At 53.7% G+C, this 21,975-nt stretch carries 22 protein-coding genes; 13 read left to right on the top strand and 9 right to left on the bottom strand.

Annotation, left to right across the window (positions count from 1 at the left end; translation table 11 throughout):
- The first annotated feature begins 37 nt into the window (after positions 1 to 37).
- The 4 genes from ACMZ66_RS06350 to ACMZ66_RS06365 all read left to right on the top strand — a co-directional run bounded on the left by ACMZ66_RS06350 (position 38) and on the right by ACMZ66_RS06365 (position 3,634).
- Positions 38 to 724: a CvpA family protein gene (locus tag ACMZ66_RS06350; RefSeq protein WP_416935521.1), complete on the top strand. Its 687-nt coding sequence runs from the start codon at positions 38 to 40 to the stop codon at positions 722 to 724.
- Positions 725 to 788: 64 nt separating this feature from the next.
- The gene (gene purF / locus ACMZ66_RS06355; RefSeq protein ID WP_416935523.1) at positions 789 to 2,249 is read left to right on the top strand and encodes an amidophosphoribosyltransferase; all 1,461 of its coding nucleotides are present in this window, start codon (positions 789 to 791) and stop codon (positions 2,247 to 2,249) included.
- Positions 2,246 to 2,959 (top strand): SDR family NAD(P)-dependent oxidoreductase, encoded by a 714-nt coding sequence (locus ACMZ66_RS06360; protein ID WP_416935525.1) that lies wholly within the window; start codon positions 2,246 to 2,248, stop codon positions 2,957 to 2,959. The genes purF and ACMZ66_RS06360 overlap by 4 nt, the downstream gene beginning before the upstream one ends.
- A 201-nt stretch (positions 2,960 to 3,160) precedes the next feature.
- The gene (locus ACMZ66_RS06365; protein ID WP_416935527.1) at positions 3,161 to 3,634 is read left to right on the top strand and encodes a c-type cytochrome; all 474 of its coding nucleotides are present in this window, start codon (positions 3,161 to 3,163) and stop codon (positions 3,632 to 3,634) included.
- A 3-nt stretch (positions 3,635 to 3,637) separates the two neighbouring features.
- Here ACMZ66_RS06365 and ACMZ66_RS06370 read toward each other — a convergent pair whose 3' ends face one another.
- The 4 genes from ACMZ66_RS06370 to ACMZ66_RS06385 all read right to left on the bottom strand — a co-directional run bounded on the left by ACMZ66_RS06370 (position 3,638) and on the right by ACMZ66_RS06385 (position 9,205).
- Positions 3,638 to 5,314 carry a diguanylate cyclase gene (locus ACMZ66_RS06370; protein ID WP_416935529.1) on the bottom strand — a complete coding sequence of 559 codons (1,677 nt, stop codon included), beginning with the start codon at positions 5,312 to 5,314 and terminating at the stop codon, positions 3,638 to 3,640.
- A 202-nt stretch (positions 5,315 to 5,516) separates the two neighbouring features.
- Positions 5,517 to 7,040, bottom strand: coding sequence for a ribosome biogenesis GTPase Der (gene der, locus ACMZ66_RS06375; protein WP_416935531.1), 1,524 nt, complete (start codon positions 7,038 to 7,040; stop codon positions 5,517 to 5,519).
- A gap of 111 nt (positions 7,041 to 7,151) precedes the next feature.
- Positions 7,152 to 8,486 (bottom strand): PQQ-binding-like beta-propeller repeat protein, encoded by a 1,335-nt coding sequence (locus ACMZ66_RS06380; protein WP_416935533.1) that lies wholly within the window; start codon positions 8,484 to 8,486, stop codon positions 7,152 to 7,154.
- A 68-nt stretch (positions 8,487 to 8,554) separates the two neighbouring features.
- Positions 8,555 to 9,205 carry a tetratricopeptide repeat protein gene (locus ACMZ66_RS06385; protein ID WP_416935535.1) on the bottom strand — a complete coding sequence of 217 codons (651 nt, stop codon included), beginning with the start codon at positions 9,203 to 9,205 and terminating at the stop codon, positions 8,555 to 8,557.
- Between the two features lie 529 nt (positions 9,206 to 9,734).
- On the opposite strand from ACMZ66_RS06385, the gene ACMZ66_RS06390 reads away from it, so the two are divergent.
- From ACMZ66_RS06390 to ACMZ66_RS06400, 3 genes are all read left to right on the top strand, one after another.
- On the top strand, positions 9,735 to 10,160 hold the full coding sequence (locus ACMZ66_RS06390; protein ID WP_416935537.1) for a hypothetical protein: 426 nt from the start codon (positions 9,735 to 9,737) through the stop codon (positions 10,158 to 10,160).
- A gap of 145 nt (positions 10,161 to 10,305) precedes the next feature.
- Entirely contained in the window at positions 10,306 to 10,662 is a 357-nt protein-coding gene (locus tag ACMZ66_RS06395; protein WP_416935539.1) for a DUF2794 domain-containing protein, read from the top strand.
- Positions 10,663 to 10,673: 11 nt separating this feature from the next.
- Positions 10,674 to 11,423: a tetratricopeptide repeat protein gene (locus ACMZ66_RS06400; protein WP_416935541.1), complete on the top strand. Its 750-nt coding sequence runs from the start codon at positions 10,674 to 10,676 to the stop codon at positions 11,421 to 11,423.
- An 88-nt stretch (positions 11,424 to 11,511) separates the two neighbouring features.
- Here ACMZ66_RS06400 and ACMZ66_RS06405 read toward each other — a convergent pair whose 3' ends face one another.
- Positions 11,512 to 12,297, bottom strand: a complete 786-nt coding sequence (locus ACMZ66_RS06405; RefSeq protein WP_416935543.1) for an alpha/beta fold hydrolase — start codon at positions 12,295 to 12,297, stop codon at positions 11,512 to 11,514.
- A 204-nt stretch (positions 12,298 to 12,501) separates the two neighbouring features.
- Between ACMZ66_RS06405 and ACMZ66_RS06410 the strand changes: the two genes are divergently transcribed.
- On the top strand, positions 12,502 to 12,957 hold the full coding sequence (locus tag ACMZ66_RS06410; protein ID WP_416935545.1) for a MarR family winged helix-turn-helix transcriptional regulator: 456 nt from the start codon (positions 12,502 to 12,504) through the stop codon (positions 12,955 to 12,957).
- A 26-nt stretch (positions 12,958 to 12,983) separates the two neighbouring features.
- Here the strand turns inward: ACMZ66_RS06410 and ACMZ66_RS06415 are convergent, their stop codons facing one another.
- Positions 12,984 to 13,763, bottom strand: coding sequence for an SDR family oxidoreductase (locus ACMZ66_RS06415; RefSeq protein ID WP_416935547.1), 780 nt, complete (start codon positions 13,761 to 13,763; stop codon positions 12,984 to 12,986).
- Complete coding sequence (locus ACMZ66_RS06420; RefSeq protein WP_416935549.1) at positions 13,763 to 14,083, bottom strand: nuclear transport factor 2 family protein; 321 nt, start codon at positions 14,081 to 14,083, stop codon at positions 13,763 to 13,765. The genes ACMZ66_RS06415 and ACMZ66_RS06420 overlap by 1 nt, the downstream gene beginning before the upstream one ends.
- 102 nt (positions 14,084 to 14,185) lie before the next feature.
- Here ACMZ66_RS06420 and ACMZ66_RS06425 point away from each other — a divergent pair, with 102 nt between their 5' ends.
- Positions 14,186 to 15,121, top strand: a complete 936-nt coding sequence (locus ACMZ66_RS06425; protein WP_416935551.1) for a LysR family transcriptional regulator — start codon at positions 14,186 to 14,188, stop codon at positions 15,119 to 15,121.
- A gap of 15 nt (positions 15,122 to 15,136) precedes the next feature.
- Here ACMZ66_RS06425 and fliN read toward each other — a convergent pair whose 3' ends face one another.
- The gene (gene fliN / locus ACMZ66_RS06430; protein WP_416935553.1) at positions 15,137 to 15,439 is read right to left on the bottom strand and encodes a flagellar motor switch protein FliN; all 303 of its coding nucleotides are present in this window, start codon (positions 15,437 to 15,439) and stop codon (positions 15,137 to 15,139) included.
- A 239-nt stretch (positions 15,440 to 15,678) separates the two neighbouring features.
- Here fliN and ACMZ66_RS06435 point away from each other — a divergent pair, with 239 nt between their 5' ends.
- Positions 15,679 to 16,791: a PLP-dependent cysteine synthase family protein gene (locus tag ACMZ66_RS06435; RefSeq protein WP_416935555.1), complete on the top strand. Its 1,113-nt coding sequence runs from the start codon at positions 15,679 to 15,681 to the stop codon at positions 16,789 to 16,791.
- A 109-nt stretch (positions 16,792 to 16,900) separates the two neighbouring features.
- On the opposite strand, the gene ACMZ66_RS06440 is transcribed toward ACMZ66_RS06435, so the two are convergent.
- Positions 16,901 to 17,404 (bottom strand): Hsp20/alpha crystallin family protein, encoded by a 504-nt coding sequence (locus ACMZ66_RS06440; RefSeq protein ID WP_416935557.1) that lies wholly within the window; start codon positions 17,402 to 17,404, stop codon positions 16,901 to 16,903.
- 312 nt (positions 17,405 to 17,716) lie between these two features.
- Between ACMZ66_RS06440 and ACMZ66_RS06445 the strand changes: the two genes are divergently transcribed.
- The 3 genes from ACMZ66_RS06445 to ACMZ66_RS06455 all read left to right on the top strand — a co-directional run bounded on the left by ACMZ66_RS06445 (position 17,717) and on the right by ACMZ66_RS06455 (position 21,939).
- Positions 17,717 to 18,811, top strand: coding sequence for an NADH:flavin oxidoreductase/NADH oxidase (locus tag ACMZ66_RS06445; protein WP_416935559.1), 1,095 nt, complete (start codon positions 17,717 to 17,719; stop codon positions 18,809 to 18,811).
- 170 nt (positions 18,812 to 18,981) lie between these two features.
- Positions 18,982 to 19,977, top strand: a complete 996-nt coding sequence (gene dctP / locus ACMZ66_RS06450; protein WP_416935561.1) for a TRAP transporter substrate-binding protein DctP — start codon at positions 18,982 to 18,984, stop codon at positions 19,975 to 19,977.
- Positions 19,978 to 19,980: 3 nt separating this feature from the next.
- Positions 19,981 to 21,939 carry a GGDEF domain-containing protein gene (locus ACMZ66_RS06455; protein WP_416935563.1) on the top strand — a complete coding sequence of 653 codons (1,959 nt, stop codon included), beginning with the start codon at positions 19,981 to 19,983 and terminating at the stop codon, positions 21,937 to 21,939.
- Positions 21,940 to 21,975: the final 36 nt, after the last annotated feature.

Below are 21,975 nucleotides of genomic sequence, written 5' to 3' on the forward strand. Positions count from 1 at the left end.
CGTTGGATGCTGACTGACTGACAAGGTTTACGAACAAATGGATTTCTCCAGCCTGCCCGATCTTGGCGCACGTGATATTTTTGACCTGATTGTTGTCGGCATTTTGCTGATATCGGGTGTGTTTGCCTTTTTCCGCGGTTTTATCCACGAAACCCTGTCGATGATGGGTTGGGTCGGGGCTGGTGTCTGTGCGCTTTATGGCTATCCGGTTGCGCGCCCCTATGTGCGCGAACTGATCCCCTCAGAACTGATTGCCGATCTGGCAACAGGTGTTGGCCTGTTTCTGATCACGTTCCTGATTTTCTCGTTCATCAGCGGACGTATTGGCCGTGCGGTGCAAAATTCCGGACTTGATAGCCTTGATAGCACCCTTGGTTTTGTCTTTGGCCTTTTGCGCGGTGCGCTGATCGTTTGTATCGGCTTCCTGGCACTTTCATGGCTTCTGCCAGCAGATTCGCAACCCGATTGGGTGCGTGATGCCCGCACAAGACCGGTTCTTGAGGAAGGCGCGTTCCTCATTATGCGCATGGCTCCTGACGAAATTTTCGATACCACAGCCGAAGAACTTGCGCGTGCTCAACGGAATGCTGACGCAAATGAACAAACCTACCGTCAACTTATTGGCCCGGAACCAAAAGGGACTGGACCCGCGCCCCTAAACGGGTATACAAGGCCCTCGCGCGATGATTTGGATCGTCTGATCGAGGCGACCACTAACGAGTGAGGCGTGTGGGTATCGCACCAAGAGCGACATCCGTGCGCCACCGGCGAGAGAGCGGAACCCACTCATGCTGACCACCAATCCATTTGATGACGACAAGCTACGTGAAGAATGTGGCGTCTTTGGCGTTTTTGGCTCCCCCGATGCTGCGGCACTGACGGCCCTTGGCCTGCATGCCTTGCAACACCGTGGACAGGAAGCCGCAGGCATTGTGTCCTATGACGGCGAAGATTTTCCCGCCCACCGGGCTTCTGGCCAGGTTGGTGACATCTTCGGATCAGAGGATGTAATCAAAAGCCTGCAGGGCGAACGTGCTGTTGGGCATGTCCGTTATTCCACTGCCGGCGGCAAAGGCCTTCGTAACGTTCAGCCACTTTTTGCCGATTTCGAATTTGGCGGTCTGGCGATTGCCCATAACGGTAACCTGACCAACTCGCTCGCGGTGCGCGAACGTCTGGTCAAACGCGGTTCGATCTTCCAGTCGACTTCGGATACCGAAACCTTCATTCATCTGATCGCAACCAGCCTTTATGAAAAGATCGTCGATCGTCTGATCGATGCGGTGCGTCAGGTCGAAGGGGCCTATTCCCTTGTCGTGATGACCCAGAAGAAACTAATCGGTGTGCGTGACCCGCTTGGCGTCCGTCCGCTGGTTCTGGGCAAGCTTAACGACGCCTATATCCTGTCATCGGAAACGGTTGGCCTTGATATCGTTGGCGCGGAATTCATCCGCGACGTCGAACCGGGCGAGATTGTTGAGATCACCGATGATGGTCTGCGCTCGATCAAGCCGTTCAAACCGGTCAAATCACGCTTTTGCATTTTCGAACATGTCTATTTCGCCCGCCCCGACAGCATCGTCGAAGGCACAAGCGTTTATGATGTGCGTAAAAACATTGGCCGCGAACTGGCCCGTGAGTCTGCTGTTGAAGCCGACGTTGTCGTGCCGATCCCCGATTCCGGTGTTCCGTCCGCGCTTGGTTACGCCGAAGAAAGCGGTATCCCGTTTGAGCTTGGCATCATTCGTAACCACTATGTTGGCCGTACCTTTATCGAGCCGACCGATCAGATCCGCCACCTTGGCGTGAAGCTGAAACATAACGCCAACCCGGGCAAGCTTAAGGGCAAGCGCGTTATTCTGGTTGATGACTCGATCGTGCGTGGCACCACCTCGACCAAGATCGTTGATCTGGTCCGTCAGGCCGGTGCAGCTGAAGTGCATATGCGCATCACAAGCCCGCCGACCATGAACCCGTGCTTCTATGGCGTTGATACCCCGTCCAAAGACAAACTGATGGCGGCAAATCACGACATCGAAAGCATGGCAAAGATCATTGGCGTGGACAGCCTTGCGTTCGTCACCATCGATGGCCTTTATCGTGCGACCGGTCTTGAAGGCCGTGACAACGACAATCCGGCCTTCTGTGATGCCTGCTTCACCGGTGACTATCCGATCAAGCTGACCGATCACAATGCCGAAAACAAAGACCGCAAGCTCAGCCAGCTGGTTGAAAGGCAGTCTGCATGACCGACACCAAACGTCTTGAAGGTCGCGTCGCACTGATCACCGGAGCTTCGCACGGGATCGGTTGCGCTGTTGCCAAGCGTTTTGCGGCCGAAGGCGCGCATGTAATCGCCCTTGGCCGTAATGTTGGCGCGCTTGAGGAACTTAGCGACGAGGTTACGGCTGCGGGTGGCAACATCACGCTGCTTCCGATTGATCTGACCATGTTTGACAAGGTCGATGCCATCGGCCCGTCGATCTATGAGCGGTTCGGTAAGCTCGATATCGTTGTTGGCAATGCCGCCCTTCTGGGTGAAATCGCCCCGGTTGGTCATATTGATGCGCAGGTGTTTACCAACACCTATGCCACCAACGTTACCGCGAACTTCCACCTGATCCGCACCACGGACAAGCTTTTGCAGCTGTCTGATGCTGGTCGCGCCATCTTTGTGACGTCTAATGCATCGGCAAAGGGTCGCGCCTTCTGGGGGCTTTATGCATCCTCCAAGGCAGCCCTTGAAAGCCTGGTTCTGTCTTATGCGCAGGAAGTCGAAGAAATGTCTGTGCGCGTTAACCTGGTCAATCCGGGTCGTATCCGCACGAAAATGCGCGCCGAAGCCTATCCGGGCGAAGACCCGCAGACGCTTCCGACCGCTGAAAGCATCACCGATGTGTTTGTCGATCTGGCCGAAGCCAGTTGCACCAAACACGGTGAAGTGGTTGACGCGTACTAAGACCTTCCGCAGTTTTGCGATTTTAAAGGGCCCTTACGGGGCCCTTTTTTTATTGTTCTGATTTCAACTCGCAACGCCCAAAACAAAAACTTTCGCCCGGCACATCAATACGTTGCAAACCATCCCCGATGCCCGATAGCATGGCCAGATAATCAATGACCCATTCGCATCAAAGCAGGGCCTGAAATGAGATCGGCTGTTATGTCCCGCACAAACCTTCTTAAGACCACGCGCAATGTCACCTTTGCATTGGGAGCACTCAGCACGCTTGCGCTGCTTTCAGGCGCACCACAGGCCCATGCTGCCGATAACACGCCAACCCTGCCCCAAATGGATGCAGAACGCGGCAAGGCCCTGTTTGCGGAGCGTGGCTGCGTTGTTTGTCATTCGGTGAACAATGTGGGCGGTGATATCGGGCCCAGCCTTGATGCATCAAACATGAATATCGCGCGTGAGCCGTTTGAGTTTTTCGCCCGCATGTGGCGCGGGGCGGAGCAGATGCTTCATCTGCAACAGGCTGATCTTGGCTATCAGATTGATTTTTCCGGGCAGGACATGGCCGATATCTTTGCTTTCGTGCAAAGTGGCGAAGTTCAGGAACGCTTTACCGAGGCAGATCTGCCAACCCATATCCGCGAAATCATCGATAATGGGCCATCCATCCCCGGCCAATAGGGACTAAAGCGGCGGATTGATACTGCGGGCTTCATCGGAACTCATGTCCGAATAGACAATGAGCCGGTTCCGACCGGTGTGCTTGGCGTGATAGAGCGCCTTGTCAGCACATTCGATCATTTGCAATGCGCTGATGATGGTGTCATCGAGAAACGCAACACCGATGCTGCACGTGACCTGCACTTTCTTGCCATCGAAGGTAAATACCAGTGCTTCGATTTCCTGCCGGATACGGTCAAGCAGGCGTCGAATACCCTGCTCGTCCGCTTCGGGGATGACGATGCAGAATTCCTCGCCGCCGACACGGCCAAACTGATCGGTGGTGCGCAGGTTGTGCTGAACGCAAAAAGCCATCCCGATCAGGACTTCATCCCCGGCCCCATGGCCATGGGTGTCATTGATCGATTTGAAGTGATCAATATCAAGAACCGCGACCGCCAGATTGTTGTTATAGCGTTGCGACCTTGAAAATTCTTCGTCCAGCCGTTCGGTGATGTGGCGACGGTTATGCACACCGGTAAGCGGATCACGAACGGTGATTTCCGTCAGTTGACGGTTGGCTTCGTCAAGTTCACGTGTGCGTTCATCAACCCGGTCCTGCAGGTTCGCGCGCAGGTCCTGAAGCGAAATCGCCATATCGCCAAATGACTCGGCCAGATCTTTTGCTTCGCGCCAACTGGCTTCGATCGGTTCAACATCGAAGTCACCATCAATCACTTTCAAGGTTGATCGGCGCAGTTGTTCAACCGGTCGGGCGATCAAAACGGAAAGCCAGATCGCTGCCAAAACCGCAACGACAAGGACGCCAACACCAACGATTATCAAAAAACGGTTGGCGTCATTGATGATCCCCGTAATTTCCAACTCACTGATCTTGGCAACCAGCCCCCAATCCATGCTGGGCAGATATCGGGTTGCAGCCATCACCGGCTGCTCGCGATAATCGGGCGCATAATCCATCAGGATTTCTTGGCCAAGCATTGCCTGCGTGATCGGGACATCTGTTCGATCCGATGGAATGCGTCGGGTAAAGGCGGCATTTGGATCATATTTCGTTGGCACCGCAAACAGGGCATTGCCATCTTCGTCACGAACCGCAAACAACCATTCACCGGTCGCGCCTAATCCTGTGCGATCCTCGACCAGTTCGAGGATGAACTCACCGCTGAAATCCACCACCATAAAGCCAAGAACCACACCGGCATGCTGAATGCGCGATATGCTGCGAATGATCAATTCTTGTGAATGAACCAGGAAAATCTCGCGTTCCCGGTCGATGAAGCGTCTGGGGTCAAACGATGTGGCCCGCTGATTAACAGATGCCAGGAACTGGCCATTTGGCGCAAACAAAGTGACGTCAAGAATGCTGTCCACATCGCGATGGGTTGCGCGCAGGCTGCTTTCCATCTCGCCATAAAGCTCGTAGTTACGCGTGCGGGTGAACTCAACAAGGTGCTTACGGATGGCTTCCTGATTGGCAAGCAGTCTTGCCGTATCATCAATCCGGTCGATGGCAGCCAAAAGACGATGTTTTGCCAGCTCGGAGATGGCTTGAAGATCGGTGGCAATCAGTTTGCGATATTGCGTTGCGCTGTGATTGTTAAGCGTCCAGATGCTCAGCAACAAGGGCAATGCCGCAAGCAGGAGGAAGCTGATCATCAGAACATGTTTTAGTCGCATCCGCCCCGCCCGCTTGGGTCTTCATGACGCCATCACGCAAAACGCGCGTTGAAGCTTAGACCTGAATATATGGCTTCATCATAGATGGTTAAAACCATCAAAGTGATAAAACTATCCCCTCGTATAACACTTTGGGTTCAAAATAAAAACCGCCCTGCAATCACAGGGCGGCTTTAAAGTTCTGACAGCCAATCTTTTGAAACTATCGTTTCTTCTTCTTGTTGGCGTATGGGTTGTCACTGCTGCGCAGATAGATACGGATCGGAACGCCCGGCATATCGAAATCTTCGCGCAGACCATTGATCAGGTAACGCGTATAGCTTTCTGGCAGTTCAGCCGCCTTGGAGCAGTTGATAAAGAAGCTTGGCGGACGCGATTTCGCCTGGGTCATGTAGCGCAGGCGAATACGACGCCCGGAAATGACCGGCGGCAAATGGCGTTCGGTGGTGGCTTCAAGCCAACGGTTAAGCTGCGATGTCGGGATGCGGCGGCTCCAGATATCGTGGATATCAAGAACCGTCGGCATCAGGCTATCGGTACCACGCCCGGTCAGCGCCGAGAATGTCAGAACCGGAATGCCACGTGCCTGGGCAAAGGACACTTCAAGCTTGTCACGCAGTTCCTGCATGACGCCTGCCTTGTCCTTGATCGCATCCCACTTGTTGACCGCGATGATCAGCGCACGGCCTTCTTCAAGCACCATACGTGCAATCGTCAGATCCTGCTTATCAAGCGTGTTGGTCGCATCGATCATCAAAACAACGACCTGCGCATAACGGATCACGCGCAGCGTATCGGCAACCGAAAGCTTCTCGACACGGTCATCGATCTTCTTCTTGCGACGCATACCAGCGGTATCGACCAGACGGATCGGACGACCTTCATAGGACCAGTCAACCGCGATGGAATCACGGGTCAGGCCAGCCTGCGGGCCGGTCATGACGCGTTCTTCACCCAGAAGCTGGTTGAGAAGGGTCGATTTACCGGCATTCGGACGACCAACAATCGCCAGCTGGATTTTTGAATTGTCGCGCGGACCTTCAACAATCAGCTCGCCATCTTCGTCTTCATCATCTTCGCTGAATTCGATTTCATATGACGGGAAAACTTCACCCTCGTCATCGGCAAAACCGTCTTCTTCAATCAGATCGTCGGCATCGTCATCAACGTTACCGGCAGCAATGGCAGCTTCGCGGGCGTGCTGTTTGGCAACGCGTTCGCGATCTTTCCATTCTTTCCAGTGCGGCTGAAGCATGTCGTAAAGAAGCTCGATCCCCAGACCATGCTCGGCTGAAATCGGTGCAACATCACCAAGACCAAGGCCATAAGCCTCATACAGGCCCGGGTCCTGATCCTTGCCTTCATGCTTGTTGGCAATCACATAGACCGGCTTGTGACGCTTGCGCAGCCAATCGGCAAAGTGGTTATCAAGCGGGGTCAAACCCGCACGCGCGTCAATCAGGAACAGCGCAACGTCGCATTCCTCGAACGCCTTTTCACTTTGCTGACGCATCATGCCTTCGACGAAATCATCAAACGCTTCTTCAAGACCGGCGGTATCGATGATGTCAAAGGACAAGTCACCCAGGCGCGCCTTGCCATAACGGCGGTCGCGGGTAACACCGGGCTGATCGTCAACCAGGGCCAGCTTTTTGCCGACCAGACGGTTAAACAGGGTCGACTTCCCGACATTGGGGCGACCGATAATGGCAACTTTAAGCGACATCTGACTTTCAGACTCTCGTTATAAAAGGCGTTATGCGCCGGTGGCTTTCATGCCCCCCGGCGCATCGCAAATCCTGCAAGGTAACCTTGCCTAAAATTCTGTTCTAACTGATCAGCGATATGCGATTAGATCGGCATCCGCAGTCAGGAAGTAAAGGCTGTCACCGGCAACAGATGGCGGCAGCGTAATCGGCCCGGATACTTCATCCTTGCCAAGAATGTCACCGCTATAAGGGGAAACAGTCATCACTTCGCCCTGCTCGTTACCTACGATCAACCTGTCACCGACCAGTACCGGACCTGTCCAGACAATCGGTTCTTCATGGTCTTCGGGATCGACAAAACGTGGCAGAACCGTCACCCATTTAACCTGTCCTGTCTGCCGACGCAAGGCAATCAGGTCATTTGTATTGCTTAGCAGGTATACGTAATCGCCGGCCACCCATGGGGATTGGATGCCACCCGCCTCAAGTTCCCAGACGCGGAACCCGGTGCGAAGGTCAATTGCCACGGTCAAACCGGAGTTGCTCGTCGCAATCACCAGATCATTATCAATGACCGGAAGACCACGGATATCGGCAATCGCCGACACCGCATCGGTACGGCCAGCAGACGCCAGTGCATCGGACCAGATCATCTGACCGTTCTCAACACGAAGGGCATAAAGCTCGCCGGTCGAATAGGCCGAAATCACAACACCCTGATCAACCGCCGGGCTGGCACCCCCGATAAAGGATGCACCTTCGGATGCGCCACGATGGCTCCAAAGGCTTTCACCGGTAAGGGCATTAAGCGCAATCGTCTGGTTATCGATGGTGATGGCAAAGACACGGCCACCACGAACGGTCGGTGCGGACCGCATCGGTGCGCTGACCTGTTCGCGCCACATCACCGTGGCACTGGCGGCATCAATTGCAATGATCTCGGCAAAGCCGGTGGTCGCATAAATGATCCCGCCTTCATAGGCCAGACCACCGCCCAAAAGCGTGCTGTCTTCTTCATCTTCCGGTGCCAGTTCAAGCGACCAGATTTCCTTGCCGGTATTTGCGGCAAAGGCGCGGACTTCGGCCGCGGCATCGATGGTAAAGATCACCCCACGGGCAACAATCGCCTGGTTAAGCAGAAGATTGTCATCCATCGACCCTTCGCCGATATCAATCGACCAGTCCTGTTCAAGAACATCATTGGCAAGGGCAACGTGATGCAAGGCGTGGCTTGGGAAACCGCCATTTTGCGGCCAGTCCGCCATGACTTCAGGTTCCGGCAGGATCACGCGCTGATCGCTCAGATCAACATCTGCCTGAACCGTGCTTTTAAGGGCCAGAACCGAAATACGCTCGCCCGGAAGCGGCGGGTCTTCTGGTGCACCGAACCAACCCGTGCATCCCGCAAGAAGGCTTGTTAGGCCCACAGCGTACAGAACTGACTTAATACCGCGTTTGGTCAAAACCGTTTCCCCTGCTTCAAGATCACGCTTTGTTGGTCGTTTACCGACCAATCCATTCCCGTGTTTGATTAGGCACCAACGGCCTTGAGAATTTCACTTGCACGTGCACGCATGCCAGACGGTGCTTCGCTGTCATCCGCAATTTCGGTCAGAAGCGGTTTGGCCGCATCAATTTCACCGGCAGCAACATGAAGCAGTGCGATCATTTCACGTGCCGAGTAATACCAGGCATTTTCCGGAACCGCGATCGGCTCCAGACGCGTGATCAGGTCTTTGGCATTGCTTTCAGTCGCGCTGTTCATCGCGATTTCGACAACGGCCAGATCACGATAAACCTGATCGATGTCTGCATTGCCAACAACAGCTTCAAGCTCGGCGATTGCCGACGGGTTTGCCCCCGAACGCAGATAAACCGCAGCTTTCTGGAAATGGCCAAGGGCGACAAAACCGGCATTGCCTTCTGCGATGATCGCATCAAGCGCCTCAAGGGCTGCGTCCTGTTTATCTTCACCAGCCTGTGCCAGCTCAACAGCATTGGCAAGACGGGTTCCGTTTTCGATGCTGGTGCTGGTTTCATAGGTTTTCCAGCCTTCACGACCTGCCACACCCAACACGATCGCAGCAGCAACGCCGATCACGTATTTCCCGTATTTGCGCCACAGTTCTTCACTGCGTTCACGCTTCAGGTCTTCTTCGACTTCCTGGAAAATATCAACCACGAAAACGGCTCCAATCCGGTCACAATAAAGCGGGCAACCTGCCCGCTTATCTGAATTAATTCTGGCAAGGATTTAACGCGCCAGCGGGCATAGGGTCAAGTCTGCTCGACACCAATCGCACCTTTCACCGCAATATTTTGCCTCGCCCCCGATTTCTGCGCCAAAACGCGGGTGCAAACATCGCACTATTCCCGTCAATATCGCCAACTTGTGGCCCAATTCAGGCAAGGCCATTAATCCCCGGCCCCGATGGGGAAAGAATTGCCTGCCAAACGGGGCCAATCCGCCGTTTAAACCGGTTTGAAAGGTTTAAAGCCCATTCTGACCCAGGCAGGTTTGATAAACCCGGTGGTTCGAATACGGGACTTCAAACGCAAAACAGGCTGAAAATAACGACAACAAGGTCCATATCGCAACAAGGCACACATCACCGTTCAATCCGGCACAGGCCTTGCTTTGATAGGGACCAAGGGAACAGATTTCACAATGTCATCGGTCAAAATTGCCCGGTGGCTGGACGGAGACCACCATGAAACGTCGTCAAATTGTACATAGCCGCCATGACGCCAAACGCGTTATCCGACAGCCCATCCTTGCCGGATTGTTTGCGGCCCTGCTGGGAACCGGCGTTTCCGGGTGCAGTACAACCATGTCCGACATTGCAGGCACCAACCTGTTCACGGGTGGTGAGTGGTATCTGGCCTTTGACGTGATCAGCATCATCAATACGGACAAAACCCTGATTGACCATGCCGTATCGCTTTCGACCGGGCAGGATTGTTCGACCATTCGCAAGATTGATGGCAAATCATACTGCAAAAAGGATCCGGTGCCCGAAACCCCGCTTTATTGCTATCGCACGCTTGCCGCCGTCAGCTGCTATCGCACGCCCGATCCGTATAACACCGGCTCGCAAACCGTCGACTGGCCGCCGACCCGCTCACGCAGCCTTTAAGACGCATTCATTGCTTTGGGATTTCGATCCCGTTTTTGCCCATTGAAACTTGAGGCCAGCGTCAATCCACGGTACCGTGTCATATGGTTGTCATTTTCCCTTCATCGGGGAACCCGCAACCCGCCGTCACACTGCCGGAGGTCCTATGGGAACACTGTTCGATTTGGCGAAATACCGCAAAGCCAAAAGCTTTGTTCATTTTGACCGGACTGAACTGATGCGGCTCATGAATATCTATTCCCAACAAGTCGCAAGTGGTGCCTGGCGTGATTACGCCATTGATCACCTTGATGGCATGGCGATGTTTTCCATCTTTCGATCGACCCACGAAACACCGGTTTTCACGGTCATAAAACTCGGCCCCGAACATAAAAATGCCGGGCTGTTTTTGGCCCTGCATAGTGGGGAACGCATCAAGCAAAGCTCGGAACTTTCCAAGGTGCTTGAAGCGATTGAAAAACGCGCACGCAAGGTCGTCCCGCTGTTTAAAACAAAATCCTGATGGGTCGTGCCGTGAAGTCCTGCCTTCTTGCCCTTTGCCTTGCCTGCACCCTTTCCATTGCCAGCATCCAGTCCACCAACGCCGCCCGCATGAGCGAGGATTACCAGGCTGGCTATCGCGCCTATCAGTCGGGCCAATACAAAACCGCCCTGTCACATTGGCAAACAGCTGCGCTCAATGACGACCCGCATGCGCAATATGCGCTGGGACTTTTATATTATCGGGGAAATGTCGGATCGCCTGATTACCGCGAAGCCGCCAAATGGTTTGGACAGGCCGCGCGCGCCAATCATGGCAATGCCACCTATTATCTTGGCCTGATGTATTTCAACGGCCGGGGCCTTGCCAATGATCAGTTTCGCGCGACCGACTATTTCAAACGTGCACTTAGGATCAATCCAAACAACAGCAACGCGGCCTATCTGATCGGTGCGCAATATTTTCATGGACGTGGTGCGCGCCAGAACTTCATCGAAGCCGCGCACTATTTCGAAATCGCTGCCAAGGCCAACATGCATGCCGCCCAATTCATGTATGGCGCCATGATCGAACGGGGCTGGGGTGTACAGCAAAGCTTTGAAGATGCCTATTACTGGCTCCGTCGCGCGGCCCTTGGCCCGATCACCCTGCCTGATGGCGCCGAAGAAGCCGAACCAATGGATGCGGCAAAGGCCGTACTCACCCTTGAAAAGCGCCTGAGTGCCGATGAGGTCAAACGCGTCGATAAGCGTTTTGCCAGCGAAGGTCATATGATCGAATAAATTCTGACCCACACGGCAGATGATCCTTTGTGCCAAGAAGGGCAAGTCTATCGCTCAGCAACAAACCCGCCCTTCTTGGCGTCGGGGGTTATTTGGCCGCAGCGACAGCCGCTTGGTGAATGGTTTCGGCAACCGCAGCCGACTGGCTCATGAAGATGGCGTGACTGGCTGATACCTTGGTCACCTTTGCGTTAATGCGTTCAGCCATCCAGTCAAGCATGCTTTGCTCGAATGCCTTATCCTCTGTGCCATAGATTGCCCAGCTTGGCTTTGTCCGCCATGCTGCGTGTTGAAGTTTCGTGTCAAAGGCAGACATATTGATCGGTACCTGCGAGGCTGCCATGAATGCCGCGTCGGCATCGCTGACATCAGCAGCAAACCCTTCCTTAAATTTTGCCGGGGCGACAAAGCCGTAGCCATCAGCGCGAATATCAAGAACAAACTCAGCCGGGATTGAGTAGTTCGTATAAAGCTGACCGGTACTTTCCCCTGCATCCGGGGCAAGTGCTGCAACATAGACAAGCGCCTCTACTTTTGGATCGACACCTGCCTCGGTAATGACAGTGCCACCCCACGAGTGACCAACAAGCACGGTTGCGCCATCCTGAAGATCAAGCGCACGTTTTGTCGCAGCAACGTCGTCTTCCAAAGATGTCAGCGGGTTCTGCACGATGGTTACATTGTAACCGCGCGCAGTCAGGTCACTGTAAACATCTCGCCACCCGGTGCCATCCGCAAACGCGCCATGAACAAGTACAACGTTGCGAATTGCGCCACTGCTTGCTGCGGCATCATCTGCCTTTGCAAGGTTTGCAGTCAGAAACGACATGATCATTGATGTGGCGAGTGCAAATTTCTGTAAGCCGGTTTTCATTGTCCTAATCCTCTTTCGGTCTGTGGCATGGGTTGATCTGCTCAACGGAGACGATGCCTGATTTCGAAAAACTCATTTACTTATCGCGATAACATTTATTGCAATAACAAATATTCTCAACCAACCGGCTTGTCCAGAAATTATTTATCGCGATATATATTATCTCGAGAATATACAGTACCGCACACGAAGACGGAGCCCACAGTGTCCAGCGAACCCAACCCGCCAGTCCCCCTTGATGACCAGTTATGCTTTGCGATCTATACAGCTGGCATTGCGATCCAGCGGCTTTACAAACCGCTATTGTCAAAGCTTGGACTGACATATCCGCAATATCTGGTTCTTAATGTTCTGTGGCAGAAAGACACCCAAAGTGTTGGCCAACTGGCCGATCGACTGGCTTTGGAATCAAGTACACTGACACCACTCCTCAAACGGCTTGAGACTGCCGGTATGGTTCAGCGTGACCGGAACCCGGAAAATGAACGCCAGGTTCTTATTTCACTCACTGCCGAGGGGCTTGCGCTCCGAGATCAGGCGGGTTGCCTCGGAGCTGCCCTGTTGCAGGCATCAGGCCAACAACCAGAAGACCTTGCTGAATTGAACATGAAGACCAAGCAGCTTCGTGACGTGATTTATCAAAATGCGCTGAACTGGTAGTCCAGTGGCATCCGTTGAGTGCGCAGCTAAACGGTGGGAACAGTTCCACCGTCGATCACATATTCCGTACCCGTGATGGCGCTGGCGCGATCTGATGCCATAAAGGCGATCAGGTTTGCGACTTCTTCTGGCTTGGCTGGTCGTCCAAGCGGAATACCGCCAAGCGAGTCCATAACGATCTTCTTGCCGCCGTCATAGTCCGTTCCGGCATCTTCGGCCAAGCGCTTGGTAAAGCGAACAGCAGCTTCTGTTTCGATCCATCCCGGGGAAACGCGCATTACACGCACACCTTTTGGGGAGACTTCCTTGGACAAAGCTTTGCTGTATGTGGACAGTGCTGCTTTTGCTGCGGCATAGGCTGTTGTCAATTCAGGTAATGGGAGTTCCCTTTGGATCGACGTCACATGCACAACAACGCCCTGCCCCCGTTTGATCATCCCGGGGACAAGCAGCCGATCCAACCGCACCGCTGGAAACAGGTTCAGGTCAAGCTCGTTCTGCCAATCAGTGTCTGACAGGACAGAGAACCCGCCCGCAGGCGCCGATGAACCACCCAGCATGTGAATAATGACATCCAAGCCCCCAAGCTGTTCTTGTACTGCTTTGGCAACAGCTTCGCATCCTTCGACGGTCATAAGATCAGCCGCGACAAAGGCGCTTTCCGGAAATGCTTCGGGTCGGGTGCGAGCTGTTGTCAGAACCTCGGCACCCAACGCACGCAAAAGCTTGAATGTTGCGAAACCAGCACCCTTGGTACCGCCGGTTATGAGGATGCGCTTTCCATCCATGTTCAGGAAATCAGTCATCACTTCACCCCCATTTCGGCAACCTTGCCTTCTTTGATCACAAAGAAATAGCGAAGCTCGATCGGGCTGTTGGGGAACTGCCCACTGACCTTTGCCCGAACAACAGTTTCGTCGCCTGCTTGGTGCACATCAATCGGTTCGGCAACATGGTTGTATTTTGCTTTTGCCGCCAGCCACCAGTCGCGTATGGCGTCCGCGCCAACGTGATCTTGTCCCTCGTCATGGACTATGGCATCGCTTGCGAACACGTTGCTTAATACGCTTGGATCTTTTCCCTTATCGGCCGCGAAATAGGCGCTGAGAATTTCTGGCATATCCATCGTCAATCTCCTGTCGAGTAACTTGTATATCGACAGATAAGCCCGTTTTATTATACAAACAATTCGGATAGTTCTTCATGTGTTGATGAAAAAATCGGGACAATGGAACGCTTAGTACTAAATGATCTGGAAGCGGTCATTGCGATATCCAGACGCGGAACGTTTCGCGCGGCGGCGATTGACATGGGTGTTTCCACCACGGCCCTCAGCCACGCGATCAGCAAACTCGAAGCTGGTCTTGGTGTGCGCCTGTTTAACCGCACAACGCGCAGTGTTTCGCTCTCAGAAGCAGGTAAACTGTTTGTAGAACAAGTCGGTCCAGCCCTTAAGGACATCCACGGCGCCTTGGATGTTGTCCGTTCTCAACGTGAAACGCCGTCCGGGACCATTCGCATCAATGCCGCGCCGTTTGCTGCACGCGAAGTTATCTCGCCGCTGGTGTTTGAGTACCTTCGTCGATTTCCCGACATGCAGGTCGATCTTGTCACTGAGGGACGCTTGGTCGACATCGTTGCCGAGGGATTTGACTTTGGCGCGCGCGTCGCCCCCTTAATCCCCAGCGACATGATTGCCGTATCCCTGGGCAAGGCACAACGATATGCCATCGTCGCCGCGCCGAAATACTTTGCCCAGCACGCCAAACCCATCGTGCCACCTGACCTGTTAAATCATGATTGCATCAGGGTCCGGTTACCCGATGGTGCGATTTTCAGATGGCGCTTTGAAAAAGAAGGCGACACTGCACAGATTGATGTCACGGGTCCCATCACACTTGACGAGGCTAGTCTGGCGCGTGCCGCAGTTCTTGAAGGCATTGGGATTGGATGTTTCATGGAACGCGACGTCATTGCCGACATAAAATCAGGCAGGCTGATCCGGGTTCTTGAAGACTGGACCCAACCGCTGTCCGAGCTTTGCCTTTATTATCCCGGACGCCGAAATCAATCAGCAGGTCACAAGGCCTTTGTCGCCCTTGCCCGCGAAATCAGCAAGAAAGCCCGCGACCAAAACACAAATGTCAGTCCCGTCGAGCTGTAAACGACAGTAAATAGATTAGTGGTGGGTTTCGATGATCGTGCCGGTCTTAACGACTTCGGTGATCGTCACGCCAAGGTTCTCATCCACAACGACAAGTTCGCCACGCGCGACCAGGCGGTTATTGACGTAGATATCAACCGGCTCGCCCACGCGACGGTCAAGCTCAAGCACGGCACCACGGGTCAGGCGCATCAATTGCGCGACCTGGATCTGGCTTTTGCCAATCACCGTAGAGACACGCACAGGTACGTCATATGCCGCACCGATTTCCGATGCGCCCATGCGGACGGTGAAACCATCTTTGTCGTCGTTAGCCATGATCTTGGGCCATCCAGTAAGCTCAGAAGAATCGCGAAGCTTGTATCTTAAAGGTTAGCTTTGAAAAAAGTGTTAGCAAGCCCAATCTCTTAAAATTCAGTCGCGATGCGTGGTTGGGTGGCAAATGTATCGACACAATTTTACGATAGTTTTTTGTATTATATTCCCCTAAACAGGTGCCCATCACGGGATGACGCCCGGAATGCCAACGATAATTCAAACAGATGTCAGGACGTTTCATGACATATGACCGCCAATGGGTGGCTGATGCCATCAGCATCATCGAAGCCGATTTTAACCGTTCCGCAGATACCCATCTGATCCGGCTTGATTTGCCGAAGCTTGATGGAATTGGGCTGTATCTGAAAGATGAATCCACCCACCCGTCCGGGAGTCTCAAGCACCGGCTGGCGCGTTCCCTGTTCCTGTATGGTCTGTGCAATGGCTGGATCACCAGGGACACCCCGATTATCGAGGCATCAAGCGGCTCGACCGCAGTGTCCGAGGCCTATTTCGCCCGCCTGCTTGGCCTGCGCTTTATCGCCGTGATGCCAAAATCCACATCCCAGCAAAAGATTGATCAGATCGCCTTTTATGGCGGTGAAAGCCATCTGGTGGATCACAGCGGTCAGATTTACGATGAGTCCCAGCGTCTCGCACGTGAGCTGAACGGCCATTACATGGACCAATTCACCTATGCCGAACGCGCAACCGACTGGCGCGGCAATAACAACATCGCCGAAAGCATCTTTGATCAGCTCAAACGCGAAGCCCATCCGGTTCCGCGTTGGGTGGTTGTTGGTGCGGGCACCGGCGGCACATCATCGACCATTGGCCGTTACATCCGTTATGGCCGTATTCTGGGTCAGGGCTGCGAGCTGTGCGTGGCTGATCCGGAAAACTCGGTCTTCTATACCGGTTATGAAACTGGCGACTGTTCGGTTACCGGGGACAAGGGATCACGTGTTGAAGGCATTGGTCGCCCGCGTGTGGAGCCCAGCTTCAACCCGACCGTGGTTGACCGGATGTATCGCGTTCCCGACGCCGCAAGCTTTGCTGCCCTTCATTATCTGAACAAGCATCTTGGCCGCCGTTGTGGCGGCTCGACCGGCACCAACCTGATCGCGACCTTGTCGCTGATCACGGAAATGAAAAAGGCCGGGCAGACCGGATCGGTTGTCACGCTGCTTTGTGATGGCGGAGATCGTTACTGCGACACCTATTACAATCCAGACTGGATCAAGGCGCAGAATATCGATCTTGCGCCCTGGACCGAGGCACTGGCTCGGTTTGATGAAACCGGCCTGTTTGATGTGCCGATTGAACATTGCATCGGATATCAGGGCAAATAAGCCCCGGATTCCCGGCCAATAGATCACGCACAAAAAAAGACGGGCGGCATATACCGCCCGTCAGTCATATCAGGGGAAGCTTCACGAGGGAGGAGAGACAGAAAGAACGTTAGCCAGTCACTGCGATTTTGCGCGGCTCAGGCTTTTGTTCTGCCACCTTGGGGAGAGTAAGCAACAGAACACCGTTCTTGAACGATGCCGTAATATTGTCGGCATCAATAATGTCGTTGAGGCGGAATGACCGCTTAAAGCTGCCATAGCTGCGCTCGATCACGCGGGCACCTTCGTTGCTTTCTCGGGTGGATTTCTTTTCACCCGTAATGGTCAGAAGACCTTCAAGGACAGACACATCCACATCTTCCTGCTCGACACCGGGGAGTTCGGCAGACAGTTCGATGTGATCTTCGGTTTCATGAATGTCGATACGCGGGCTTAGCCAGTTTTTGGCAGCTTCGCCATTTTCAGCAAGCGCCTTTGCCGATGCGGTCCGGTCGCCAAAAAGCGAACCGATCATACGGTCGACATCACGGGAAATTTGAGTGAAAGGATCACCATAGGTCGGTGCAGATGCAAAGCGACGTGCGGATCCATTAAGAGTCTGAAGACCAGTCATTATAGTACCCTCCGTTACAGACGAGTAATCTTGCGCCATCAGTCCAGACCAGGCTGCAACCTTGACGCGTATCGGGACACCATGTCCCTTTCCGACCTTGAGATAGAGCAGGTGAAAATATCCGCAAGTGAGTCGATGCATTTTTTTTTGCGATTTTTTTGATTTTTTCTGCCCCTGCCCCGCATAAATGTCTGTTGGCATTCCATCTTTTGGAAAAGTCAAACACGGCACTGGCGCGCTGCCCCAGCTCGGACTAGCTTCATCCCATTGTCTGGCGCATCGCCGCCACCCTCCGAGTTTAAGGACACGCATATGAGCACCCTTTTCACCCCGCTTTCGCTGGGAAACCTTACCCTTGATAATCGCATCGTCATCGCACCGATGTGTCAGTATTCCGCAGATAATGGCAAGACCACCCATTGGCATGACATGCATCTGGGCAACCTTGCCCAATCGGGTTCCGGTCTTTTGATTATCGAAGCCACGGCTGTTGAGCCCGAAGGCCGCATTACATATGGCGATGTCGGGCTTTGGGATGATGAAACCGAAGCTGCCCTTGCCAAAACCCTGACCGCCGTGCGCAGCCATTCCGACATGCCAATTGCCATTCAACTGGCCCATGCCGGGCGTAAGGCATCTTGTGAAAAGCCCTGGCTGGGTGGTCATGCCCTGGTCCCGGAACATGAAAATGGCTGGCAGGTTGTAAGTCCGTCCGCCGTTCCATTCCGCGACGGTGATCCGATCCCCGAAGCCCTTTCAAAATCCCGCATTGCTGAAATCATTCAGGCTTTTGCCGATAGTGCTGTGCGCTCAGTGCGCTTGGGCTTTGATGCCATCGAAATCCATTCGGCACATGGTTATTTGCTGCATCAGTTCCTGTCGCCACATGCCAACAAACGTGACGACGAATATGGCGGGTCGTTTGAAAACCGCACCCGTATCGTGCTTGAGATTTATGACGCCGTCCGTTCCGCGGTTGGTACCGATTATCCGGTCGGCATCCGCATTTCGGCAACCGATTGGGTCGATGATGGCTGGGACATTGATCAAAGTGTCGAACTTGCCAAACTTCTGAATGCCAAAGGCTGCGACTTTATCGATGTGTCATCGGGTGGTTTGCATATTGATCAGCAAATCCCGCTGGGCCCGAACTATCAGGTGCCGTTTGCTGCTCGCATCAAGGCTGAAACAGGCATGACCACCATTGCCGTTGGCCTGATCACCGAGGCCGAACAGGCAGAAGCCATCACCTTTACCGGTCAGGCGGATGCGATCGCCCTTGCGCGCGGCATTCTTTATGATCCGCGTTGGCCGTGGCATGCTGCGGCAACCCTTGGTGCCGAGGTCAAGGCAGCCCCGCAATATCTGCGCTGTCAGCCAAGAACGCTTAAAAAGCTCTTTGGATAAGCTTAAAACACGCAGACTACACTTTTGATGCGAAATACTATCCGATGGCATAGGTATTTTTGACTCATGTCAAGGTGCCTATGCCAGCGCCACTGTAATTTCGAACCGTTGCAGAATGATTCTAAACTGGCGCCTGCCCGCAGATGCGCCCGTCACAACGGGTTATCGAAATGAAAGTTGGAAAGATCCTTGCTGTTTTAACGGCTGCGCTGATGACGGTTCCGTCATTGGGCATCGCGGCCGACATTCAGATTTCCACAGAAAACACCGCAAGCCACTTTCAAACTGTCGTTCTGCAAAATTATGCAGAGGCGCTAAATAGCCACATCCCCGAACATAATTTCGAAGTCATCCATTCTGCCCGCGCCTTTAGCGACCGCGATGTCGCCGAAGCTGTCTCAAGCGGCCGCGTTGCCATTGCAGCACCTGGCATCTGGCATTTGGGCCGCTATAGCAGTGATTTAAATGCCCTGTTGCTGCCGCGCTTCATGGGGTTGGGGGCGGCTGATGTACGCAAGGTTGTTGATGGCCCCGTCGGTCGTACCTTGCAAAGCGCGCTTGAAAAGCAACTGAACGTCAAAGTCATCGGCCGCTGGCTGGATTTGGGCCCGGCACACATTTTTACACGCAAAAAGAAAGTCAAAAGCTTTGACGACCTCAAGGGTTTACGCATTCGTTATCCCGGCGGCGAAGCCAATGCTTTGCGTTTGTCTGCCTTGGGTGCGATCCCGGTTCTGATCCCATGGCCCAATGTGCCAGAGGCCCTTGATCGCGAAGAAATTGACGGGCTTCTCACCACCACCAGCACCGTTGTCAGTGCATCGCTTTGGGATCATGGCATCAATTACGCCTTTCTCAGCCATTCCTATTATCCGTTTTACTTGCCGCTAATATCAGGCGACATCTGGAACCGACTGCCTGAACAACATCGCACACAGATCGAAGAAGACTGGGAAGCCATGATCGAAGACGGGCGTGCGTTGGCCGTCCGCCATCAGGACCAATCCCTTTTCACCCTGCGCGAACGCGGTATCGAGATTTCCGCCCCCACCAGCGAGGAGCGCGAACGTCAACGTTCCGAACTGCTAATCCAGCAGCACTCAATGGCCCATGTCATCGGTATTTCCGAAGAAACCCAAGCCGTCATCGAAGCGATCAGGAAATAGACCATGACCACCCAATCAACCATCCTTGATCGTTCACGCCGTCTGCTTGGAGAAGAATTCCTCAGTATCTTTTTATCGCTTGGGCTGCTGTTTGGCGTTCTGTCGATGCTGGTGTATCAAACCATGTCCGAGTTCCACTCCGCACAGGACAAGGCGATTGATACAACAAGCTTCGCGGTTTCGACCTATGCCGACAATCTGTCGGCCATTCTGATCAAGGCCGACAGCATTGCGCTTCTCGCAGCACGCCGCATGGCAACAAGCGAAGAACTGCCTGAACATCTTGAAGACCAACTGACCTCAATTGTTCAGGATGACAGTGATATCGCGGGCTATTTGCACATCAATGCCAATGGCGAGATCGCCAACAGCTTCATTTTTCAAAACACCACCGAGCAAGTTCTGCAAATTGAAGCCATTCTTGCCCGTCATCGCGATGCATGGATTGAACCGGCCCTTTTGCCATCCGAGGGGCTTGGTCTGAAACCATCGGACATTGCAACAGAACGTGGTATCTGGCGTGAAGATGGCAGCTTTGCCGGCGTGATCATCATTCTGGTCGCGGTTGGCAGCCCCTATGAGGACAGCCCGCTTGAGAAATTCCTGACCGGCGCCAAAGTCCGCATTGCCGGCATTCAAAGCCAAAACATCCATACCGACCAATATGTGCAAAATTTGCGGGATGCAAATTGGCTCGGCATCGCTGAAGAAACAACGCTTTGGGAAAACTATCACGCGGCCAAATCGATGAGTGCCAATTCAGTTCTGATTTACGATGATCTGGTGCTGGCCCGTGAAAACCTGCCGGGCCTGCCGGTCACGGTTTTCATGCAGATTGCAAGCGAGCGGTTCTTTGAAAACTACAAATCGACCCTTCACAATGCCCTGATCGCGTCAATCACGATCATTGCCATCGCTGTTTTCTTGCTGCTGCAGATCCGCCTTGATCGCAGGATGAAACAGGCGGCAGAACGCAAACGTCAGTCACTTGATAACCGCCTGCAATTTGCGCTCGATACCGCGGGCCAAGGCCTTTGGGACTGGAACGTTGCCGAAGACCGTGGCTATTTTTCCCATAACTTCTATGAACTGCTTGAAATCAGTCGGGATGCCAGTCCGATCAGCTATGACGCCATTCGCGAACGCATTCATTCCGATGATCGTCATGCCTTTACCCATGCCCTTAAGGCCCATATTGCTGGCGAAACCCCGGCGTTTGAGGTCGAAGCACGTATGCAGATCGGCGATGATGAAAATCGCTGGGAATGGTTCCTTCATACCGGCTCTGCGACCGAGCGTGATGAAACTGGCCATCCGACCCACATCATTGGGCTGCTTAAAAACATTCATCAGCAAAAGCTGCGCAGCATGAACCTTGAGTTCGAGGCCTTCCACGATCCGCTGACGGGCCTTTTGAACCGGACCGCATTTGATGACCGTGCTGCACGTCTGCATGCCCGTGCGCAGCGCATAAATGCGTCCTATTCAATGATCATGCTTGATGTCGATCACTTCAAACGGGTCAATGACACCTTTGGCCATGATAGCGGCGATGTGGTTCTTCAACACATCACAAGCACGGCGATGGCCGCCCTGCGCTACGAGGAAGAAAAGCTGTTCTTCCGTCTGGGCGGTGAAGAATTCGTCATTCTGTTGCCCGATACCGATGACGAAGCCGCCCTGTTCCTGGCCGAACGCATTCGTGTGCGCATCGAAACGGCCCCGGCATGGGTTGATAATGAACAGATCAGCGTCACTATCAGCCTTGGGATTGCGGCCAATATCGGTAATGAGCAGCCACGTGATGTGCTTAAACGTGCTGACAATGCGCTTTATCGCGCCAAGCAGAATGGACGCAACCAGACATGTCTGGCGGAAACCATCGTCCCTGACGCCCTGGCCGATGAGCCCATCACTGATGGCAAAGAGGATAAGCACGCATACCTCAAACTGGTGCGATAATCCGCGACGACTTGCACCAGCATCATTGGCCGTCAC

Origin of the sequence: Thalassospira sp. (genome assembly GCF_048059015.1) — a bacterium.
GTDB lineage: Bacteria > Pseudomonadota > Alphaproteobacteria > Rhodospirillales > Thalassospiraceae > Thalassospira.